The 17,895-nt window shown below is 55.4% G+C and carries 15 protein-coding genes and 2 pseudogenes; 12 read left to right on the top strand and 5 right to left on the bottom strand.

Going from position 1 to position 17,895, the window contains the following annotated elements; all coding sequences use genetic code 11:
• Positions 1-6 precede the first annotated feature (6 nt).
• Together KJF94_RS08905 and KJF94_RS30510 are read left to right on the top strand one after the other, a co-directional pair.
• Complete coding sequence (locus KJF94_RS08905; protein ID WP_214382675.1) at positions 7-1,467, top strand: site-specific integrase; 1,461 nt, start codon at positions 7-9, stop codon at positions 1,465-1,467.
• Positions 1,468-1,941: 474 nt separating this feature from the next.
• Positions 1,942-2,070 (top strand): annotated as a pseudogene (locus KJF94_RS30510) (nucleotidyltransferase family protein); the annotation flags it as partial.
• A gap of 50 nt (positions 2,071-2,120) precedes the next feature.
• Here the strand turns inward: KJF94_RS30510 and KJF94_RS08910 are convergent.
• Positions 2,121-2,552, bottom strand: coding sequence for a nuclear transport factor 2 family protein (locus KJF94_RS08910; RefSeq protein ID WP_214382677.1), 432 nt, complete (start codon positions 2,550-2,552; stop codon positions 2,121-2,123).
• A 162-nt stretch (positions 2,553-2,714) separates the two neighbouring features.
• Between KJF94_RS08910 and KJF94_RS08915 the strand changes: the two genes are divergently transcribed.
• The 4 genes and pseudogenes from KJF94_RS08915 to KJF94_RS30520 all read left to right on the top strand — a co-directional run bounded on the left by KJF94_RS08915 (position 2,715) and on the right by KJF94_RS30520 (position 5,609).
• Entirely contained in the window at positions 2,715-3,146 is a 432-nt protein-coding gene (locus KJF94_RS08915) for an HhH-GDP family DNA glycosylase (RefSeq protein ID WP_214382679.1), read from the top strand.
• Positions 3,143-3,889, top strand: coding sequence for a DUF72 domain-containing protein (locus KJF94_RS08920; protein ID WP_250548244.1), 747 nt, complete (start codon positions 3,143-3,145; stop codon positions 3,887-3,889). Before KJF94_RS08915 ends, KJF94_RS08920 begins: the two co-directional genes overlap by 4 nt.
• 106 nt (positions 3,890-3,995) lie before the next feature.
• Positions 3,996-4,751 (top strand): annotated as a pseudogene (locus KJF94_RS30515) (MCP four helix bundle domain-containing protein); the annotation flags it as partial.
• 132 nt (positions 4,752-4,883) lie between these two features.
• Positions 4,884-5,609 carry a methyl-accepting chemotaxis protein gene (locus tag KJF94_RS30520; protein WP_431768154.1) on the top strand — a complete coding sequence of 242 codons (726 nt, stop codon included), beginning with the start codon at positions 4,884-4,886 and terminating at the stop codon, positions 5,607-5,609.
• 141 nt (positions 5,610-5,750) lie between these two features.
• Here KJF94_RS30520 and ilvD read toward each other — a convergent pair whose 3' ends face one another.
• A complete protein-coding gene (gene ilvD / locus KJF94_RS08930) occupies positions 5,751-7,433 on the bottom strand; it encodes a dihydroxy-acid dehydratase (RefSeq protein WP_214382683.1) in 1,683 nt (560 codons plus the stop codon).
• 386 nt (positions 7,434-7,819) lie between these two features.
• On the opposite strand from ilvD, the gene mqo reads away from it, so the two are divergent.
• The 5 genes from mqo to dapF all read left to right on the top strand — a co-directional run bounded on the left by mqo (position 7,820) and on the right by dapF (position 13,898).
• Complete coding sequence (gene mqo / locus KJF94_RS08935; RefSeq protein ID WP_214382685.1) at positions 7,820-9,466, top strand: malate dehydrogenase (quinone); 1,647 nt, start codon at positions 7,820-7,822, stop codon at positions 9,464-9,466.
• 249 nt (positions 9,467-9,715) lie between these two features.
• A complete protein-coding gene (locus KJF94_RS08940) occupies positions 9,716-10,861 on the top strand; it encodes a GNAT family protein (protein ID WP_214382687.1) in 1,146 nt (381 codons plus the stop codon).
• Positions 10,862-10,900: 39 nt separating this feature from the next.
• The gene (locus KJF94_RS08945) at positions 10,901-12,019 is read left to right on the top strand and encodes a glycosyltransferase 61 family protein (protein WP_214382689.1); all 1,119 of its coding nucleotides are present in this window, start codon (positions 10,901-10,903) and stop codon (positions 12,017-12,019) included.
• Between the two features lie 106 nt (positions 12,020-12,125).
• Positions 12,126-13,025: a hypothetical protein gene (locus KJF94_RS08950; protein WP_214382691.1), complete on the top strand. Its 900-nt coding sequence runs from the start codon at positions 12,126-12,128 to the stop codon at positions 13,023-13,025.
• A 57-nt stretch (positions 13,026-13,082) separates the two neighbouring features.
• Positions 13,083-13,898: a diaminopimelate epimerase gene (gene dapF / locus KJF94_RS08955; protein WP_214382693.1), complete on the top strand. Its 816-nt coding sequence runs from the start codon at positions 13,083-13,085 to the stop codon at positions 13,896-13,898.
• 62 nt (positions 13,899-13,960) lie between these two features.
• On the opposite strand, the gene KJF94_RS08960 is transcribed toward dapF, so the two are convergent.
• Together KJF94_RS08960 and KJF94_RS08965 are read right to left on the bottom strand one after the other, a co-directional pair.
• Entirely contained in the window at positions 13,961-14,584 is a 624-nt protein-coding gene (locus KJF94_RS08960; RefSeq protein WP_214382696.1) for a hypothetical protein, read from the bottom strand.
• An 8-nt stretch (positions 14,585-14,592) separates the two neighbouring features.
• Positions 14,593-15,414 (bottom strand): glycine zipper family protein, encoded by an 822-nt coding sequence (locus KJF94_RS08965; RefSeq protein ID WP_214382698.1) that lies wholly within the window; start codon positions 15,412-15,414, stop codon positions 14,593-14,595.
• Between the two features lie 437 nt (positions 15,415-15,851).
• Here KJF94_RS08965 and KJF94_RS08970 point away from each other — a divergent pair, with 437 nt between their 5' ends.
• Complete coding sequence (locus tag KJF94_RS08970) at positions 15,852-16,142, top strand: DUF6124 family protein (protein WP_214382700.1); 291 nt, start codon at positions 15,852-15,854, stop codon at positions 16,140-16,142.
• Between the two features lie 95 nt (positions 16,143-16,237).
• Here the strand turns inward: KJF94_RS08970 and KJF94_RS08975 are convergent, their stop codons facing one another.
• Entirely contained in the window at positions 16,238-17,677 is a 1,440-nt protein-coding gene (locus KJF94_RS08975) for a DHA2 family efflux MFS transporter permease subunit (protein ID WP_214382702.1), read from the bottom strand.
• Positions 17,678-17,895 lie beyond the last annotated feature (218 nt).

Consider the following 17,895-nt stretch of genomic DNA (forward strand, 5'->3'; position numbering starts at 1 on the left):
GTCCACATGGGTATTCAGCTCTATTCGCATTTGAAGCACGTCAAAATTCCAGGAAACGCTTGGCTCTCTTCTCGTCAAACCTATGTTTACCGCGACAAGACGTTAGATAATTTACCGCTCTTTCGATGGCCCGACGGTCGTCTTTGTCACCTCGCTAATCAATGGATAATGAATGTCAGTTCTGCGACTAAAGCTAGGGACACGGCGCGTGTTTACGCTTCGCAAATAACTCATATGATTAGATATTGTTTTTTTAAAAAAATAGAAATTTTCGAGCTAAATGATAATCATTTTTATGAGTTCACACAGTATTTAAAAAATAACATAATTAAGAACGCTGCTATCGGCGGAGAATTAGTTGGAAGAAATCATGTGCGCGCGGTGCAGTTGCGTTGTTTATATTTTCTAGTTTGGATATCGAAGCAGTTTGGGCAGTTTTTTGATCATTGTCTCATTGGTACTGAAGACCAAAGTCCAAGTATCGTGATCACATGGCGCATTAATAGGTATTCAGGGCGGCTCGATATTTTTCACCCGGATTTGGTTGTGAGTGAGCCTTATAAAGATGATAAGGCCGTGATAACTGAAGCAGTGATTCGCGATATTCAAAACACAATTTATAATATGAGCCTTCAAAGGCAGCGCTTTTTAAATATGAGTTGTAGTTCTAAAAATCATAGCGAGGTAGGGCAGAGCGCTGCTGTTTATTTGTATGAGAGGCGTATGTTTACAATACGAATGATGAAGCTGACTGGATTACGACCAGAGGAGCTTGTAGACATTCCTCTTGATTTGAATGATGACGTTATCTCTTCATTAAAGATAAGCATACCTACAAAAAAACAAGGCGTCCCTGCGCCAATTCGCAAGTTTAATATTACACTGCGGGCGGCGCTAGATTTCAACCGCTATCTCAAAGCTAGGAAAGATTATATTCAAGTTTTAGCATTGGATGGGGAAGTTGTGCGTGGGGAAAATTCAATTTTGTTGACTGATAGGGGGAAGTCGTTAGCCAAGGAAAGTCTAACTAGGGAGTTCGCCAGAATTTGTGAGCAGGCAAAATTTAACGACATGCGAACTTGTTTGTCAATGTTTCGTCATAGGTTTATAACGCGTGAGATTCACACTCTGTTATTGCTGCGATTTGAACGAGATTCATCACTTAAAATCAGCTGGACTGAAGGGCTGCGTGACGATATTTGTTTTATAGTTAAACAAAAAACGGGTCATAGAAATATAGAATCGCTATATGAGTATTTTCATAGTGAGTACGATTTGCTGACTGGTAAATCCGATCGGGTTTCTTCTATGAATCAGAGAGACCGGCTTGATGCTGCTCAAGAAGCGTTAGTTGACCTTAAATTCAAAAGCCATTCTATTGTGAGCAGTACTATTGAACAAGATATTCAAAAGCTTGAGTTAGAAGTTGAATCTCTTTATAAGAAAATCTATGGGGTTGACGAATAGCTATGTTTGTTGAAGGCTAAACTGTAAAGCCAATTGGATGTTGGTCGTCATTTATGTGCACTGGCAAGCGTAGTAGATTCTCCAACTCTCAATCGGGCAGTTTAGCGATCTGGAGGGCCTAGATTAATACCAAGTCATCTGTGCGAATACTAGAAACTCAGTTTTCAAACCGCTCAATCACTCTGTGCCTTAGCTAGACAATTTTCCTTTTTTATAATCACGCACCCTGTGCCATCAACGTTGTGCATGAATCAATGTCGTGTTCAGGCGTTGAGTCAGGCAATAACGGCTCGATTGCAGGCGCGACCATCGCACATTTCTAATTTTCGCTATTGGCAAAGCAGGCTGCGGTGCACCGCTATCGAGTCGTTACCCAATTTCAGTGTCAAATATCAGTGTCAAATTATTTTCTATCTATCTGAAATCATTCATCTATTCTATCTTCTTAAAATTGCTGTCTAGAAAATCGGCTATGTCGAGAAAGGACTTCTACGGATCAATCCGGTCATGCATGAAACCGACTTGTTTGCTCAGAAGGCCGCAAGTTATCAGGCTCGATGGCCTTGGCTGACGATTGTCGGCGCTGACGCTGTTCCTGATTGAAATAAAAGGGGACAGGGCTCGAATACCCCATCCCCTTCATCACATAACAATCAGAACTTGAACGCCTGGCGCCCAACCAGCAGCCATTTGCCTTTCTGCTTCTGCCAGATCTGGAAGTTCTCGATTTCGGTTGGAATCACTTCAGTGCCTTTCAGCGCCTGTGCCGAGAAATGGTTGCGAACCAGGGCAACATCACCGGACAGGGTGATGCTCTGGTTTTGCATTTCCAGGGTTTTGAAGGCGCTTCGGCCGGTCTCGATGTCGGCGATGTATTCCTGTTTGTTCTGGATCTTCCCGCTGGAATGCCCGTAGGTCAGGTTCTCGGCGGTCAGAGCGTTCAGTTCGGGAATGTTCTTTTTCAACATGGCTTGGGTCAGGTGGTCGACGGCCTGCGCCACATCTTTCTCAGCGGATGAAGGGGTGGCCGCGACGTAGCCACTGAACAGGCACAGAAAGCCAATCAGCACTTTCATTTTTTTCATGGGTGTTTCCTTGTTGTTGTGGGTAATCGAGTGATGGACGTTTGGCGGCATTCATCAGTCGTCGTACAACCTAGCATGCGCTGAGGAAAAAACGAACTCGCGCGCCGGGCTTTTCTCAAAGTCAGGAACCGGACGACGTTTCGGACTTGCGGGATGCCTTTCATGAGCAAGACGATCAGCGCGAGCGATCTCGGAATCCATTTGAAAAAGGATGACGAAAGCGCCTTGTTCAAATGGTTTATCGCCAGCTTCCTGATGGGCAAACGCATCCAGGCTGAAATCGCCGCGCAGGCCTATCGCGTCATCGTGGAAAAGCATGGTCGCGACAGTGCGCAAAAGTTTGCAAGCTGTAGCCATCGCGAACTGGTGGTGATGTTGGGTGAAGCCCGTTACGTGCGTTATGACGAGACTACCGCCACGCGTTTGTTGGGCTTGAGTAAAAAGCTTCGTGACGAGTACGCCGGGAAGATTGGCCACATCCGCGAGGTCAGCGATGATCGCCAGGCCTTTGAACAGCGCTTGCGCGAGTTCGACGGCGTAGGGCCGAAGACGGTGGAGATATTCATGCGCGATGCCGCCGGGGTGCTCTATTGAACAAGGTGAATCAGATTTACATCGGTTGCGCCGGTTGGAACCTGCCTGTCGACTATTGGCCGCAGTTTCCTGCCGATGGCACGCACTTGCAGCGGTATGCGTCGCAATTGACGGCCGTTGAAATCAACAGCTCGTTTTATCGCCCGCATCGGCCGAAAACCTATATGCGCTGGGCGCAGTCGGTGCCGGCCGCCTTTCGTTTTTCGGTGAAGATGCCCAAGCTCATCACCCATGTTCAACGCCTGCAGGGCTGTGAGCTATTGCTGGACGAATTTCTGGCCCAGTGCACAGCGCTGGGTGATTCTTTGGGTTGCGTTCTGGTGCAGTTGCCACCGTCGCTGGCTTACGAGGAAGGCATCGCTTCGGCGTTTTTCAGGGCGTTGCGCCAGCGTTATGCGGGGCCGGTGGTGGTTGAACCCCGGCATGCAAGCTGGCTGGGCGCCGAAGGCTTGTTGATCGAGCAGAAAATCGGCCGGGTGGCGGCCGATCCATCCGCCATGACCGGTGGCGACAGGCCAGGTGGTTGGCCGGGGATCCATTACTGGCGCTGGCACGGTTCACCGCGCATGTATCACAGTGATTACGCCCCAGGCCGACTGGAAATGCTGGCGCGGCACCTGCACAACGCGGAGCAGGCGGGCGTTGTCAGCTGGTGCATCTTTGATAACACCGCCAGTGGTTTTGCGGTGGGCAATGCGCTGACGCTGAAAGCATTGCTGGGCGGAAATTACCGCATGTCGTAAAACACGGCGTATAGGGATTTAGCCTTCAATTCCCGCTTTCAGCAGTCGATAACCTGTTCAGAAGCCATCCACGTATGGCTGTAGCCACTGACAGGGGACCCACAGAGTGTCGATAAAATTACGCTTGATCCTGCTGATTGGCACCGGTCTGCTCACGGCCTTGATCATGAGTCTGGTCAGTTACCTGGGAAATTCGCAAATGGCGACCGCGGTGAACGACAACGAGGTCAGCATGGCTGCGCTGCGCAATCACCTCGAAGCCGACATGATGCACGACGCATTACGCGCCGACGTGCTGTCGGCGATGTTGGTCGGGCTCGGCAAAAGCACCAGTACGAATGCCGAAGTACGCAGTTCCATCGAGGAACACGCGTCGCACTTTCGTGAAGTGCTGGGTGAAAACCTCAAGCTGCCGGTCAACGACACCATTAAGGCCGGCTTGAACAAGATCAAACCCAGTCTCGATACCTACATCAGCGCCGCCGAGCGCATTGTCGGGCTGGCCCTGAACAATCCGGAGGCCGCGCAAAAAGAACTGGGCACTTTCAACACCGCGTTCAGCCAACTGGAAGACCAGATGGCCGCCCTCAGCGAGCTGATCGAGACCAACACCCAGCAGACCAGCGCCGGCACTCAGCAGGCCATCAGCAACGCCAACCTCACGCTCGGTATTGTGCTCGTCGCCAGCCTGTTGCTGCTGCTCGCCCAGGGACGCTGGGTGATTCTGAGCATCATGGGGCCGCTGCAAACTGCGAGCCGTATTGCCGAGAGCATCGCCCACGGCAACTTGAGCGAAACGATTGCCGAGCCCACCCGCAAGGACGAAGCCAGCGCGCTGATCCGCAGCCTCGCGACCATGCAGCGTGATTTGCGCGGCATGATCGAAGTGGTGCGCAGCAACGCCCATGGCGTCAGTGGCATGAGCGCACAGTTGAGCAATGGCTGCCACGAAGTCGCCGACAGCAGCCAGCAGCAAAGCGCCGCCGCCAGCACCATGGCCGCCGCCGCGAGTGAAATGACCGCAAGCATCGAGGACATCACTCGCCACGCCGAGCGCGCGCTGAACATGGCTAACCAGGCCGAGGCACTGGCCAAGGATGGCGGTCGGGTGATCCATCAGGTGGTCAACGACATGGGCGGGATTGCGCGATCAGCCCAACAGTCGGCCCAGGTCATCCGCACGCTGGACAAGGAATCCGAGGGCATTTTCAGCATCATCCAGGTGATCAAGGGCATTGCCGATCAAACCAACCTGCTGGCGCTGAACGCCGCCATCGAGGCCGCGCGTGCCGGGGAGCAGGGCCGCGGCTTTGCCGTGGTGGCCGACGAAGTCCGAAGCCTGGCGGGGCGTACCAGCGCCTCCACCCAGGAAATCGCCACCATGGTTGCGCGCATCCAGCAAAGTACCCGTGAGGCGGTCACCAGCATGGAGGCGGGCGTGGCCCAGGTCGACAAAGGCATGGCCGTGACCGCCGACGTCGAACGCGCCATCCGCGAAATCCTCGAGGCCACGCTGAACACCACGCAACTGGTGAACGACATCTCCCGCACGATCGGCGAGCAGAGCCTGGCCAGCAATGAAATCGCGCACCAGGTGGAGATGATTGCGGGCATGTCCGAAGGGAACAGCAAGGTCATTGGCCAGACGGCTTCGACCACGGATGATTTGTCGGCGTTGGCGGGCAAGTTGTCGCAGTCGGTGGATCGGTTCAGGCTGTGAAGCGGTGTCTGACATGACGCCATCGCGGGCAAGCCCGCTCCCACAAGGTCCGTGTCGAACCTGACTACTGCGTACGACACGGACCCTGTGGGAGCGGGCTTGCCCGCGAAGAGGCCAGAATATGCAACGCACAACTATGGCCTAAAGATACTTATCCGTCACAGCCCCCTCCGAAGCACTCGACACCGTCTTCGCATACTTCGCCAACACCCCGCGTTTGTACTTCGATTCCGGCCGCACCCAGCGGGTCTTGCGCTCGGCCAGTTCAGCATCGGAAACATCGACCGTGATCTGCCAGCTTTGCGCATCGATGGTGATTTTGTCTCCGTCTTCGATCAACGCAATCGGCCCGCCATCAAAGGCTTCCGGCGTGATGTGCCCCACTACGAAACCGTGGGAGCCACCGGAAAAACGGCCATCAGTGATCAGCGCAACGTCCTTGCCCAAGCCTTTGCCCATGACCGCCGACGTCGGCGAGAGCATCTCGCGCATGCCCGGGCCGCCCTTGGGGCCTTCGTAACGGATCACAATCACGTCACCCGCTTTCACTTCGCCGTTGAGAATGCCGGCCAACGCGCCTTCTTCACCGTGATAGACCCGCGCCGTCCCTTCAAAACGCAGGCCTTCCTTACCGGTGATCTTGGCCACCGCACCAGTCGGCGAAAGGTTGCCGCGCAGCACAACAAGGTGCGAGTCCTTTTTGACCGGCCGATCGAAGGGCAGGATCACGTCCTGGCCTTCAGGGTAGTCCACCACGTTTTCGAGGTTTTCCGCGAGGGTCTTGCCGGTCACCGTCATTGCATCGCCATGCAACATGCCGGCCGCGAGCATGCGCTTCATCAGCGGTTGAATGCCGCCGATGGCGACCAGCTCGCTCATCATGTATTGGCCGCTGGGGCGCAGGTCGGCCACCACCGGCGACACCTTGCCCAGCTCGACAAAATCATCCAGCGTCAGCTCGACATCCACCGCGTGCGCCATCGCCAGCAGATGCAGCACCGCATTGGTCGAGCCGGCGAGGGCGATCACCACGCGGATCGCGTTTTCGAAGGCTTTGCGGGTCATGATGTCCCGCGGTTTGAGGTCCAGCTTCAGTAGCTCCATGACCTGCTGTCCGGCGCGGAAACTATCCGAGGCCTTGTCGCTGCCGACGGCGTCCTGAGAGCTGGAACCGGGCAGGCTCATGCCCAGTGCTTCAATGGCCGAAGCCATGGTGTTGGCGGTGTACATCCCGCCGCAGGAACCGGGGCCGGGAATCGCCACTTCCTCGATCTGCTTGACCTGGATTTCGTTGATGTCACCGCGCGCATTCTGTCCCACGGCTTCGAACACGGAAATGATGTCGGTGTGGCCGGCGCCGGGCCGAATCGTCCCGCCATAAACGAAGATGGAAGGGCGGTTCAGCCGCGCCATGCCGATCAGGCAGCCCGGCATGTTCTTGTCACAGCCGCCCACCGTCACCAGACCGTCAAAGCCTTCGCAACCGGCCACCACCTCGATGGAGTCGGCAATCACCTCCCGCGACACCAGCGAATACTTCATGCCTTCGGTGCCGTTGGCGATGCCGTCGGAAATGGTGATGGTGTTGAAAATCACGCCCTTGGCCCCGGCGGCATTCGCGCCTTTTTCAGCCTCTATCGCCAGCTTGTCGATGTGCATGTTGCACGGCGTGACCATCGCCCAGGTCGAGGCGATGCCGATCTGCGGCTTCTTGAAGTCCTCGTCGGTGAAACCCACGGCCCGCAACATCGAGCGACCGGGCGCGCGCTCCACGCCGTCGACCACTTGGGAGGAATATTTGCGCAGGTTGTCTTTGTCGCTCATGACTGCTCCTCACCGGCTCGTCGAAAAAACAGATTGAGTATAGTGGCCCCGGCGCGAGTGTTCGGACTATCAGGTCCGGAACAGACGCGCGGGTTTGCGATGTCGTGATATTCTTCGCCTCAACTTGGTTTGACCTATTCAGTTTGCGTGTCCTCGAGACGCGCCAACAGAATCACTGTCGCTCAAGTAGCTGAAGCCAATAAAGATAAAAAGTCAGTTCAGTAGGGACATATAAACTGAGGTCGATGGATCACGTCGGCCTTGTGTGCCCACCCCTCCGGATCTTATGTGCGAGTCCCCCACGACATCTGCCTGAATGCCGTGTGAAACAAGGGTTTCGTCGTGAGGATGGAAGGGCGGATGGCGTTTTATCAAAGGTGCTACAGATGTTTAAGAAAATGAACACAGCCCTGCTGGGGCTGGCTTTGTCGATGGGGATCACGTCCGTTCACGCGGAAGAGGCAAAGAAAGTCGATGTATTGCTCATCGGCGGCGGCATCATGAGCGCGACCCTGGGTGTCTGGCTCAATGAGCTGGAACCTGGCACTTCGATGGAAATGATCGAGCGCCTCGACGGCGTCGCCCTGGAAAGCTCCAATGGCTGGAACAACGCCGGTACCGGTCACTCCGCCCTGGCCGAGTTGAACTACACCCCGGAAGACGAGAAGGGCAACGTCTCGATCCCGAAAGCCGTTGAAATCAACGAAGCGTTCCAGATTTCCCGTCAGTTCTGGGCCTGGCAGGTTCAGCAAGGCGTGCTGAAAAACCCGCGTTCGTTCATCAACTCCACGCCGCACATGAGCTTTGTGTGGGGCGACGACAACATCAAGTTCCTGAAGAAGCGCTACGAAGCGCTGCAGGCGAGCCCGCTGTTTGCCGGCATGCAGTATTCGGAAGACCCGGCTGTGATCAAGAAGTGGGTTCCGCTGATGATGGAAGGGCGCGACCCGAACCAGAAAATCGCGGCCACCTGGTCCCCGATCGGCACCGACGTGAACTTCGGCGAAATCACCCGCCAGTTCGTTGCGCACCTGCAAACCACCCCGAAATTCGACTTGAAACTGTCTAGCGAAGTGCAAGACATCACCAAGAACGAAGACGGCACCTGGCGCGTCAGCTACAAAAACCTGAAAGACGGCAGCAAATCCGAAACCGACGCCAAGTTCGTGTTCATCGGCGCGGGCGGCGGTGCCCTGCACCTGCTGCAGAAGTCCGGCATTCCTGAAGCCAAGGAATACGCAGGCTTCCCGGTTGGCGGCTCGTTCCTCGTGACCGAGAACCCGACCATCGCCGAGCAACACCTGGCCAAGGCGTACGGCAAAGCCTCCGTTGGCGCTCCACCGATGTCGGTTCCGCACCTGGACACCCGTGTCCTGGACGGCAAGCGCGTCATCTTGTTTGGCCCATTCGCGACCTTCAGCACCAAGTTCCTCAAGGAAGGCTCGTACCTGGACCTGCTGACCACCACCACCACGCACAACGTGTGGCCAATGACCAAGGTCGGCATCAAGGAATACCCGCTGGTCGAGTACCTTGCAGGCCAACTGATGCTGTCGGATGAAGACCGCCTCAACGCCCTGAAAGAATACTTCCCGAACGCCAAGGCTGAAGACTGGCGCCTGTGGCAAGCCGGCCAGCGCGTGCAAATCATCAAGCGTGATGAAGCGGCCGGTGGCGTGCTGAAACTGGGTACCGAAATCGTTGCTTCCGCTGACGGCTCCATCGCCGGTCTGCTGGGCGCTTCGCCGGGTGCCTCGACTGCTGCGCCGATCATGCTGACCGTGCTGCAGAAAGTGTTCAAGGACAAGGTCGCTTCGCCTGCCTGGCAGGAAAAGCTGCACCAGATCGTGCCGAGCTATGGCACTCAGCTGAACGGCAGCCCTGCAAAAGTGGCTGAGGAGTGGGCCTACACCGCCAAGGTGCTGCAACTGACTCCGCCACCGGCGATCGGTCAGGTGGCGGCTCCGGCTGCCGCCCCGGCTGAAGCGCCTAAAGCGCCGAAAGCTAACGCTGCCAGCGATATGGCTCTGTAATCAGGGTGTAATCTAAAAGCCCACTGAACCGGTGACGGTCAGTGGGCTTTTTTATGGGTGGGGTTTCAATCGGAAAGACCGGTAGGCCGCCTTGCAAAGTCACGGCCTTGTATCTTTACTGTTACTCAATGTAAGCGCGCTGCTTCATAAAATATGTCTTATTTTTCAATGTTTAAGCGCGCTTATTAAAGTTCCGCCCGGATCTTTGTATCTGATCTGCCTAAGATAAAGCTCAAAGGATGACGAAAAGTGAAAGATAACTTGGCGGCAGTTATCCGAAAACTCATTTCCCCTTCAATGCGGTATGAGATCAGACAAGCTTCAAGCTGGCTGCGAGACATCCTTGGGCGTGCGTGTGTCTGGCGTTGGGAAATTGCCAGGTTCAGGCTGCAGAAGGACAGTCCTTACGAGATTCTTTATATCGGCAGGAAACAGCAACGGGAGATGGCCAAGCTGCTTATCGGCGGGAAGAATACCTCTGTGACTGACGGCGAGCCGAAACCCGCCGAGTCGAATCATGTGGTGGTGGTCAGTGAGGTGCGGACCCCGGGGACTTTGTCTATTCCCTTGTATCTGAGTGCCGTCGTTCCGCTGGGGCGCTCCATCGAGGACATCACCGCAAAATACGATGGTGAGTTGCGTCGAAACATCCGCAAGAACCGACCGCTCTATCACATGAGACCGGCGTTGCTGGATGAAGAAATCGCACAGGCCGACAGGGAAATGCTTCGGCCTTATGCCCAGGCAAGGCAAGGCATCCACGCTGCGCAATTTCCCACCGAGGAAGTGTTCAGGATAGCCAGGACTGTCGGGCGGCTCGACCTGATCATGCGGGATGACGAGGTGATTGGCTGTCACCTTGGCTGCGCCGTGACGCGTGGCGGAAAACGCTACTGGAGCACGCTGCGTTTCGGGTACACCGAGGCGGTTTTTTCAGATGCCAAGCGACTGGGTGAAGTCAACGCGATTACCACCTTCATGGCGCTTGAATCGGCGATCAATGAAGGCTTCGATTATTACGACATCGGTCTTTGCGTGGCACGGCCGGATGACGGGCTGCTGAAATGGAAACGAAGGCGCGGCGGTGACGTTGATTCCCTGGGTAACCACGCTTATATGTTTCTGCGGCTGCCCAAGACGGGTGTCGCCAGATTCCTTTGGGACACGCCGCTTTTTGCTGCCGAAGGAAAGGAATTGACCCTTCACCTTGGCTTGCCTGACGGGCCAAGCGATGAGGAGGCCGCCAGCCGCTATCATGAAATGGTATTTGGCGGGCTGCACAAGATTTATCTCTATTGTGCGCAGAACTCGGGCGAACAGTTTCTCGAAACCTTGCGCAGTCGCTACGCTAACTTGCAGACCCCACCCGTTATGGAAAGGATTCCATCCAGCTGAGCATCTTCAGGACACTCTGTCCCGAAAGGAGGACTTTTCATGGAAAGCGATGTCTCGCCAATCAGTACTTCGACCGCTGGCAATCGAAGGAAATGGACCCTTGCCGCCTACAGGTACATGGCGAGAAAAAGACTCGCGCGCAAGGCAGAGATCAACCTGAAAAGCCTGGCGGTCAAACGCTGGGACGTTGCGCCGGGTGGCGTATCGTATTCTCCACCGGCTTTCTTCCTGCCCGGTCAAATGGAACGCGTGACGGGTTGGGAGGCGAAGCGCTTTTATCCGTTCGAGCATCCCGCGCGCACGATGGAAGGGTTGGGTGACGTGGTCCAAGGCCCGACACGCGGTTACTTGCTCGAAAATGTCTGGCTGATCGATGGGGCGCTCTACAAGGACAACGCGAGTTTCTGGTTGTCTCTCAAGCCTGGCCGGTTTCCGCGCATTGTCGTGGAAAACGAGATCGACCGCGGGGCCATCTTCTGCACGCAAAATGGAAATACCTGGTTTGGTACACGGTTGATGGAAGACTTCCCGACCTATCCATTGGCCTGCGACGAAGGCCTTCCGGTAACCACCGCGCCCTCCGCCAGATTTCCTCTCTCTGCCCAGACCCTCGCGTACGAAGACTGGCTTGGCATGAAGCCGGTTCGCTTGAACGGCGCGTTTTTTCATGAGCTCGTGCTTTTCGACGATTTCAGCAACAACCAAAGCAGGCACCTGCGTTACCGGGCCATGGGTGAAAAGCTGCTGTCGCACGTGAGCCATGAGGATCACCCTGGCGTGTTCATTCTTCGCGGTAGCGCCGGTGACTTGCGCCTTTTGCGCAACGAACTCGAGATCGCCGAACATCTGCGCAAGACTCGAGGGTTTCGCGTACTCGATCCTCTGAAAACCGACGTCCCCACCATCGTGGCGACCTGCGCCGGAGCGCGGACCGTGATCGGGGTCGAAGGCAGTCAGCTCGTACATGGCGTCAATGTACTTCAGCAGGGCGGTTCGTTGCTGACGCTGCAGCCACCGAACCGCTTCGTCAGCTATTTCAAATACCTGACGGATCGCGACCAGCAGAATTTCGGCTTTGTGGTCGGAACGCCTGAGGGCGATGGCTTCAAAATCGACATTGAAGAGGTGGAGCGCACGCTGGATCTGTTTCCTTCATGACGGCCGCCTGGGCTCTCTGATCCGCAATTTTTTACCCAATCTGCCACTTTCACCACGATGGGGGCGGATCTAAAGTCGAGGACGCCTCTTCAGGGAACCTCTGGTCATGTACAGCCCGCTTGTCCTCCCGGACATCGCTCGCCACTTCCACGACCGTATCTACGACGGCGAGATCATGCATGTCGCGGACTTGCAGCCCATGACAGCGCTGGTCGGGTTCACCCGTTCATTTCTTGAAGACGCGCTGCATCCCTGGCCGCCACAACACATCCATCGCTACTTGAACCATGAACAGCAGACGGTCCTGTTCGCAAAATGCCAGAACGAATTCGCTCGCTCGGCCGAGATCCAGCGCCTATGGCAGGCCGTCATCGAACAGCTCGGTTTGACCCCGGATTCTCTGGCGTGTGATCGATTGCATCTGCGTTTCCAGCCCCATCGGGAACCCGAGGAATTCACCCCACGCGCCCGCACCACGGCCACCATCGCCTTCCATCGCGACACATGGGGCTCGAACATGTACGCGCAGACCAACTGGTGGGCGCCGGTTTATCCGGTCACGGCCGGGCGGACGTTCGCGTTGTACCCCGGCCTATGGCAGCGGCCGCTGCTCAATTCGAGTATCACCTTCGATATGCGCGCCATTCTGCAGCGCTCCCATCAGGACGGACGCAACGCGGTGGACGCCGACGAGGCCATCCCGCACCTGCTGGAGGTAATAGATTCGGAGGAGGGGATTGCCGTTGAAATCGCCCCGGGCAGTCTTATCGCCTTTTCCGGCGCCCATGCCCATGCCGGCGTCGGCAACAGCACCGGCCTGACGCGGATCTCGTTCGAGACGCGCTCGGTGCTGATCGCCGACGTGATGGCCGGGCTGGGCGCCCCCAACATCGACGGTTACGCGCCGTGGCAAACGCCCGGGTTGTTTCGCCGGATGAGCGATGGGAAGCGCCTGAGCGAAATTCTTGGCTGTGGGGTCATTGAACGCTATTCGCGGCCAGCTTGAAAAAGCGTTGCGAATGGGGCTAGATCCACACACTTGCCGCCTCGCCAGGATCTGTTTATGCCGCTGAGTTTTCACAAGATGCACGCCAATGGCGATGACTTCGTTATTGTCGATGCACGAAACTCCGTCAATCCAGTGACCAGTGCCATCGCTCGGCGAATGGGCGATCGCAACCGTGGCGTCGGCTTCAATCAACTCGCGGTGTTGCTCGATTGCGATGACGCAGCCGCCCGCCTGGTGTTTTGGAACGCCGATGGCTCGCCGCTAGACGCTTGTGGCAGCGCAACGCGCGGTGCCGCGGACAGGCTGATGCGCGAAGCCAATTCCACCTCGATAGTGCTCCGTACCAACCGGGGTCTGCTGACGTGTGAACGAACTTCCACCGGCGCCATTTCGGTCAACATGGGAGCGCCGCTTTTCGGCTGGTCGGATGTTCCTTTGGCTCAGGAGCTGGATACGACTGTCCTGCCCCTGGAGGGTGACCCAGCCGCGTGCAGCATGGGCAATCCGCACTGCACCTATTTTGTGGATGACCTGAGGGCGATTGATATCGCGACAATTGGCCCGGCCATTGAAACCAATCCTCTGTTTCCCCTCAAAACGAACGTGCATTTCGTGCAGATCGTTGATCGCCAGCACATTCGTTTGCGCATCTGGGAGCGTGGGGGTGGGATTCCGCTTGGTTCGGGTTCGTGCTGTTGTGGCGCGGTTGTGAACGGGATTCGTCGTGGGTTGTTGGATGATTCCGTTGAGGTTGAATGTGATGGTGGGAGCGTGACGGTTCAATGGGATGGGGTGGGGGCGGTGTTTCTTACTGGGCCGGCGGAGGCGATTTTTTCGGGGACAATCGCGGATGGCTTATTGAAAGCTTGATTGCCGCTTTTTCGTAGTAAGCGGTGCAGCCCCGTTGGGCTTCGAAGAAGACTTAAATGGATTCATTCATCGTCATGTATTAGCTCCAAGGCCTTGATCCACTCGGTCGGAGCTTCAAATTTTGCGTAATACGACTGTTTTTCTGAATCACTTAATTGAGTGAAAAAAGGCAGGAAGTAGTTGTCGTTGTAGTAACCCTGCGCGCCTTGCATATGGCCACCCCACCAGGAAGGGTTGTAACTCTCGAAAGCTACCCATGGAGGAGGTACGGAGAATTTCTCGTCAGCGATGGCAGCCAAGAAATCAGCGCTATTGGTGACCAGTCGTACGGTCACTGAGTTGAATTCTCTGGTCGATGTAAAAAAAATCAAATGTTCATTTTTTTGGGTGTTTGAGTATTTTTTGACGATTAGATCGTTGAAGGTTTTTTCAGTTACGTAATTGAATTTAGATTCGATGCGCGCAACAAAATTAAGAGTCTCTTTTTGATCGATTATGAATGAAGTGTAATAGGCTGGAATACCCACGCCTTCCAGGGGAGTAACTCTCGGGTAGCTGGGCAGAAAACCATCTCTTGTTAATAACGACTTAACGAAAACTGATTTCAGCTCTGGTATTGAATATCCGGCAATCTGCTCTTCCGGTTCTTGCTTAATGAAGGCTTTGATGCGACTAAAAATGTTCATTATCTACCTCAGTCCTGAAGATATTCGGTGAGCCAACTGGCCCCAAAATAACCAGCGGTGCCGAACATTATCCCTCCCACCGCACCACTGACGATTGCTCCGGGACCTGTTTCAATGCCAACAGCGGCACCCGCAACGACACCGATCCTCGCTCCAGCAATCGCTCCACCCCATCCACCTGCCTGTTTGACCACTTCCACTGAAATCGGCTTGATGCTCTTCTGTTTGATAGACTCGTCGGCAGCCAGTTTCAAGTCGTAAGCGGTAAAGCCAATGGCAAATACTCTGACTACTCTCGCCCCTTTGATCAGAACAGAGGTAGCCTTGTATGAGCCAGGTGTAAAAATCGCTTTAGGAGGTATTTTCTCCGCTTGGACCAATACCTCCTTATCAATATTTTTTATCCATTCTGCAATTTGGTCGATCTTTGCAACATTCTTAGGTGCGACTTTTTTGTACTCCTCCAAGGATTTCAGGATTTCCTCAGTGGTCACCAGTTTGGCTCCCGCAGCCTTAGCTTTCGCAACATCCATGTAAACGGACTTTCCTTCAAAGCGTGGTGAGCCATCAGGGAAAATAGAGCTGGTTGACACATAGCCGGATGGATATTTTCTGCTGCTAAATACGTGTTCAGCTACCGTTGCGTTTGATTTTGGATCAACAGGCATCATGCCGAATTTTTCTGGCCAGATTTCATGCTTGATTTGAAAGTCTGGAAGATTTTTGGCAGTTAGGTGAGGGTTATCCGGAGAGGCATAAATTCTTCTCACCAGAAAGCCATCTTTACCGATCTCATCGACGACAACAAACATGTGAATGTTGGCAGGCATTGGGTAGCCAGAGAACAGTCAGTGGGGTCTGTGACTCGGGCGGCGGGTTTTCCAGCCATTTTTAACATCCTTGTAAAATGAATAGTCGGCAATTGTTGCACAAAGATTCTGCCGATAACTATGTCTATCCTGTTTGGTCGATTCGCGATTTTCAGCACCAAGTTCCTCAAGAGGGCTCGTAGCAGAAAACGGAGACGTGATCTCACTTAAGTCGTTAGTAGTCATCCACCAACGACTACTGGCCGATAAAAGCCTGTCAGGAAAATCGCGGTTAAAAGTAGCCCGAGAAGGGTATTCCATTCATCTCGGAGGCTTCCTACGATCCAATAGGGTTGCCCCTCGGAAGTCCCCTCGCTAACCTCCCTGAGCCGCTGCCAATCCAGCGACCGGGTGTGGTAGCCCGTATTTCATAGGAGCCCAATCCATTGGAGTTCCAAATGCTCGACGAAAACGTTAATCCATCCCAAACCTCCGAGTTCACCTCCCGCAAGCCAGCCATGGCCGAGCGCCGTCCCATTTCCATGTTCACCATCGCCCCTGACGTAGACACCGAAACCCTGCTGGCACACGCCTGCGAAACCCTTGCCTCAGCCAGCGTCATGGCCACTGAATTGGCCTTCATCCTCAACGGTCCAAAATGCAATTTGGCGTTGGGGATTCAGCAGATGATTACGCTGGCGGAGCTGTCGGTGAATCGTGTGTTGGATCAGGTTGATCCACAGACGTAGGTGAGGGCGGCTGTTTTACGTGATGTGCAATAAAAAGCCCTGTCCCATTTAGAGGGGGCAGGGCTTTTGTGTTTTTAGATCGAGCGAAGTCCCCATCAAGCCCGCTTCAATACACTTTCCCCCGCATCCTTCGGCAACCTGATCACATCAACCAGCGCCAACAGCCCCAACACCGCCACCCCGATAAAAGCAACCCGAAAGTCCCCAACCTGCGCCAGCAGCTCATGACCCTGCACCGACATCGAAGCACGCAATAACAACGCCGCAACCGTCACCCCCATCCCCATGGCCAGTTGAAAAAACATACTGAACAGCGCCGATGCCTCGCTCATCCGCTCCTTGGGAACATCCGCAAACCCGATGGAGTTGTAGCAAGTGAACTGCATGGATCGCGACAAACCACCCACAAACAGCACGGCGGCAATCAAGGCAAATGGCGTCTGCGGGGTAAACAGCGCGCAGGCCAGGATGGAAACCACACCGATGACGCCATTGACCAGCAGGACTTTGCGAAAGCCATAACGTTGCATGATTGCCGTGGTAAACGGCTTCATCGCAAGGTTGCCAGCGAACACTGCGAGCACCAACAGGCCCGCGTCGATGGGTGATAAGCCGAAGCCGACCTGGAACAACAGCGGCAGCAAAAACGGCAAGGCGCTGATGGCCAGTCGAAAGAGTGATCCACCAAAGATGCTGACGCGAAAGGTGTTGATGGAGACGGTGCCAAGCGGCAACAGCGGGTGGGTGTGATGCCGACAGTGATGCACTGCCCACACCGCAAGTATCACGCCGGCAATCACCAGCCCGAATCCCGACAACATGGCGTTGCCGTGCTGGCTGCCCAGCCATTCCAGGCCGCCCAGAAGCGAGGCGCAGGCGCCGGCGAGCAGGGCAAAGCCTTTGCCGTCGAATGGGCGGACGTTTGCTTCTCGTCCTTCTGGCACGAGCCAAAGTGCGGCAAACAACGCCAAGGCACCGAGCGGGAGGTTGACGTAGAAGATCCATGGCCATGATGCGTGAGTGACAATCAGGCCGCCCACCAATGGCCCAAGAATGGGCGCCACCAGGCCGGGCCAGGTAATCACGGCGATCATTTTCACCAGGTCTTTTTTGTCGGTGTTGCGCAGCACGGCCAGGCGTCCAACCGGCACCATCAACGCGCCGCCGATGCCTTGTAGCACGCGGGCCAGAACAAACATTTCGATGTTCTGGCTTAGCCCGCACAAGAGCGAGGCGAGGGTGAACACGACGATTGCGCCGGCGAATACTCGCCGCGCACCAAAGCGGTCGGCGATCCAGCTGGAAAGCGGGATGAAGATCGCCACCGCCAGAATGTAGGCGGTGATGCCCACGTTCATGTCGACCGGTGTGATCCCGAATGCGCTGGCCATGGTAGGCAGCGCGGTCGCGATGACGGTCGCGTCGAGGTTTTCCATGAAAAAAGTCACCGCCACCACCAGCGCGATCAGCCGGGTTTGCAGGCTGAGTCCCGCGTCAGCGTTGACACTTGAATCCGGCGTGGCGGGTGACTTCACCGAGGTGATCCTTTTTCGAGGCACTTCCAACAAAGCGCTGCGCCATGAGTTTTACCATCCGGCGTCCCTTCACAGAAGACGAACCCTGCGAAAAGAAAGCCTGGGTGACCCCGCTCAAACCACAGTCTGTGAACGCCCACCCCACGTTTTGCACCTTGAAGGCCTACCCCGTCGGCCTAGGATGTCCACAGCGGTTGCACCCAGGCGTCGGCCCGCAA

The organism is Pseudomonas hormoni (assembly GCF_018502625.1).
GTDB lineage: Bacteria > Pseudomonadota > Gammaproteobacteria > Pseudomonadales > Pseudomonadaceae > Aquipseudomonas > Aquipseudomonas hormoni.

Excerpts from the sequence above, each read along its gene's own strand:
- KJF94_RS08905 (WP_214382675.1), top strand. The coding sequence starts at position 7 with ATGGGTATTCAGCTCTATTCGCATTTGAAGCACGTCAAAATTCCAGGA.
- KJF94_RS08910 (WP_214382677.1), bottom strand. The coding sequence starts at position 2,552 with ATGAAAAAAATGAAAGTGCTGATTGGCTTTCTGTGCCTGTTCAGTGGC.
- KJF94_RS08915 (WP_214382679.1), top strand. The coding sequence starts at position 2,715 with ATGAGCAAGACGATCAGCGCGAGCGATCTCGGAATCCATTTGAAAAAG.
- KJF94_RS30520 (WP_431768154.1), top strand. The coding sequence starts at position 4,884 with ATGGCCGCCGCCGCGAGTGAAATGACCGCAAGCATCGAGGACATCACT.
- ilvD (WP_214382683.1), bottom strand. The coding sequence starts at position 7,433 with ATGAGCGACAAAGACAACCTGCGCAAATATTCCTCCCAAGTGGTCGAC.
- mqo (WP_214382685.1), top strand. The coding sequence starts at position 7,820 with ATGTTTAAGAAAATGAACACAGCCCTGCTGGGGCTGGCTTTGTCGATG.
- KJF94_RS08945 (WP_214382689.1), top strand. The coding sequence starts at position 10,901 with ATGGAAAGCGATGTCTCGCCAATCAGTACTTCGACCGCTGGCAATCGA.
- KJF94_RS08950 (WP_214382691.1), top strand. The coding sequence starts at position 12,126 with ATGTACAGCCCGCTTGTCCTCCCGGACATCGCTCGCCACTTCCACGAC.
- dapF (WP_214382693.1), top strand. The coding sequence starts at position 13,083 with ATGCCGCTGAGTTTTCACAAGATGCACGCCAATGGCGATGACTTCGTT.
- KJF94_RS08960 (WP_214382696.1), bottom strand. The coding sequence starts at position 14,584 with ATGAACATTTTTAGTCGCATCAAAGCCTTCATTAAGCAAGAACCGGAA.
- KJF94_RS08965 (WP_214382698.1), bottom strand. The coding sequence starts at position 15,414 with ATGCCTGCCAACATTCACATGTTTGTTGTCGTCGATGAGATCGGTAAA.
- KJF94_RS08970 (WP_214382700.1), top strand. The coding sequence starts at position 15,852 with ATGCTCGACGAAAACGTTAATCCATCCCAAACCTCCGAGTTCACCTCC.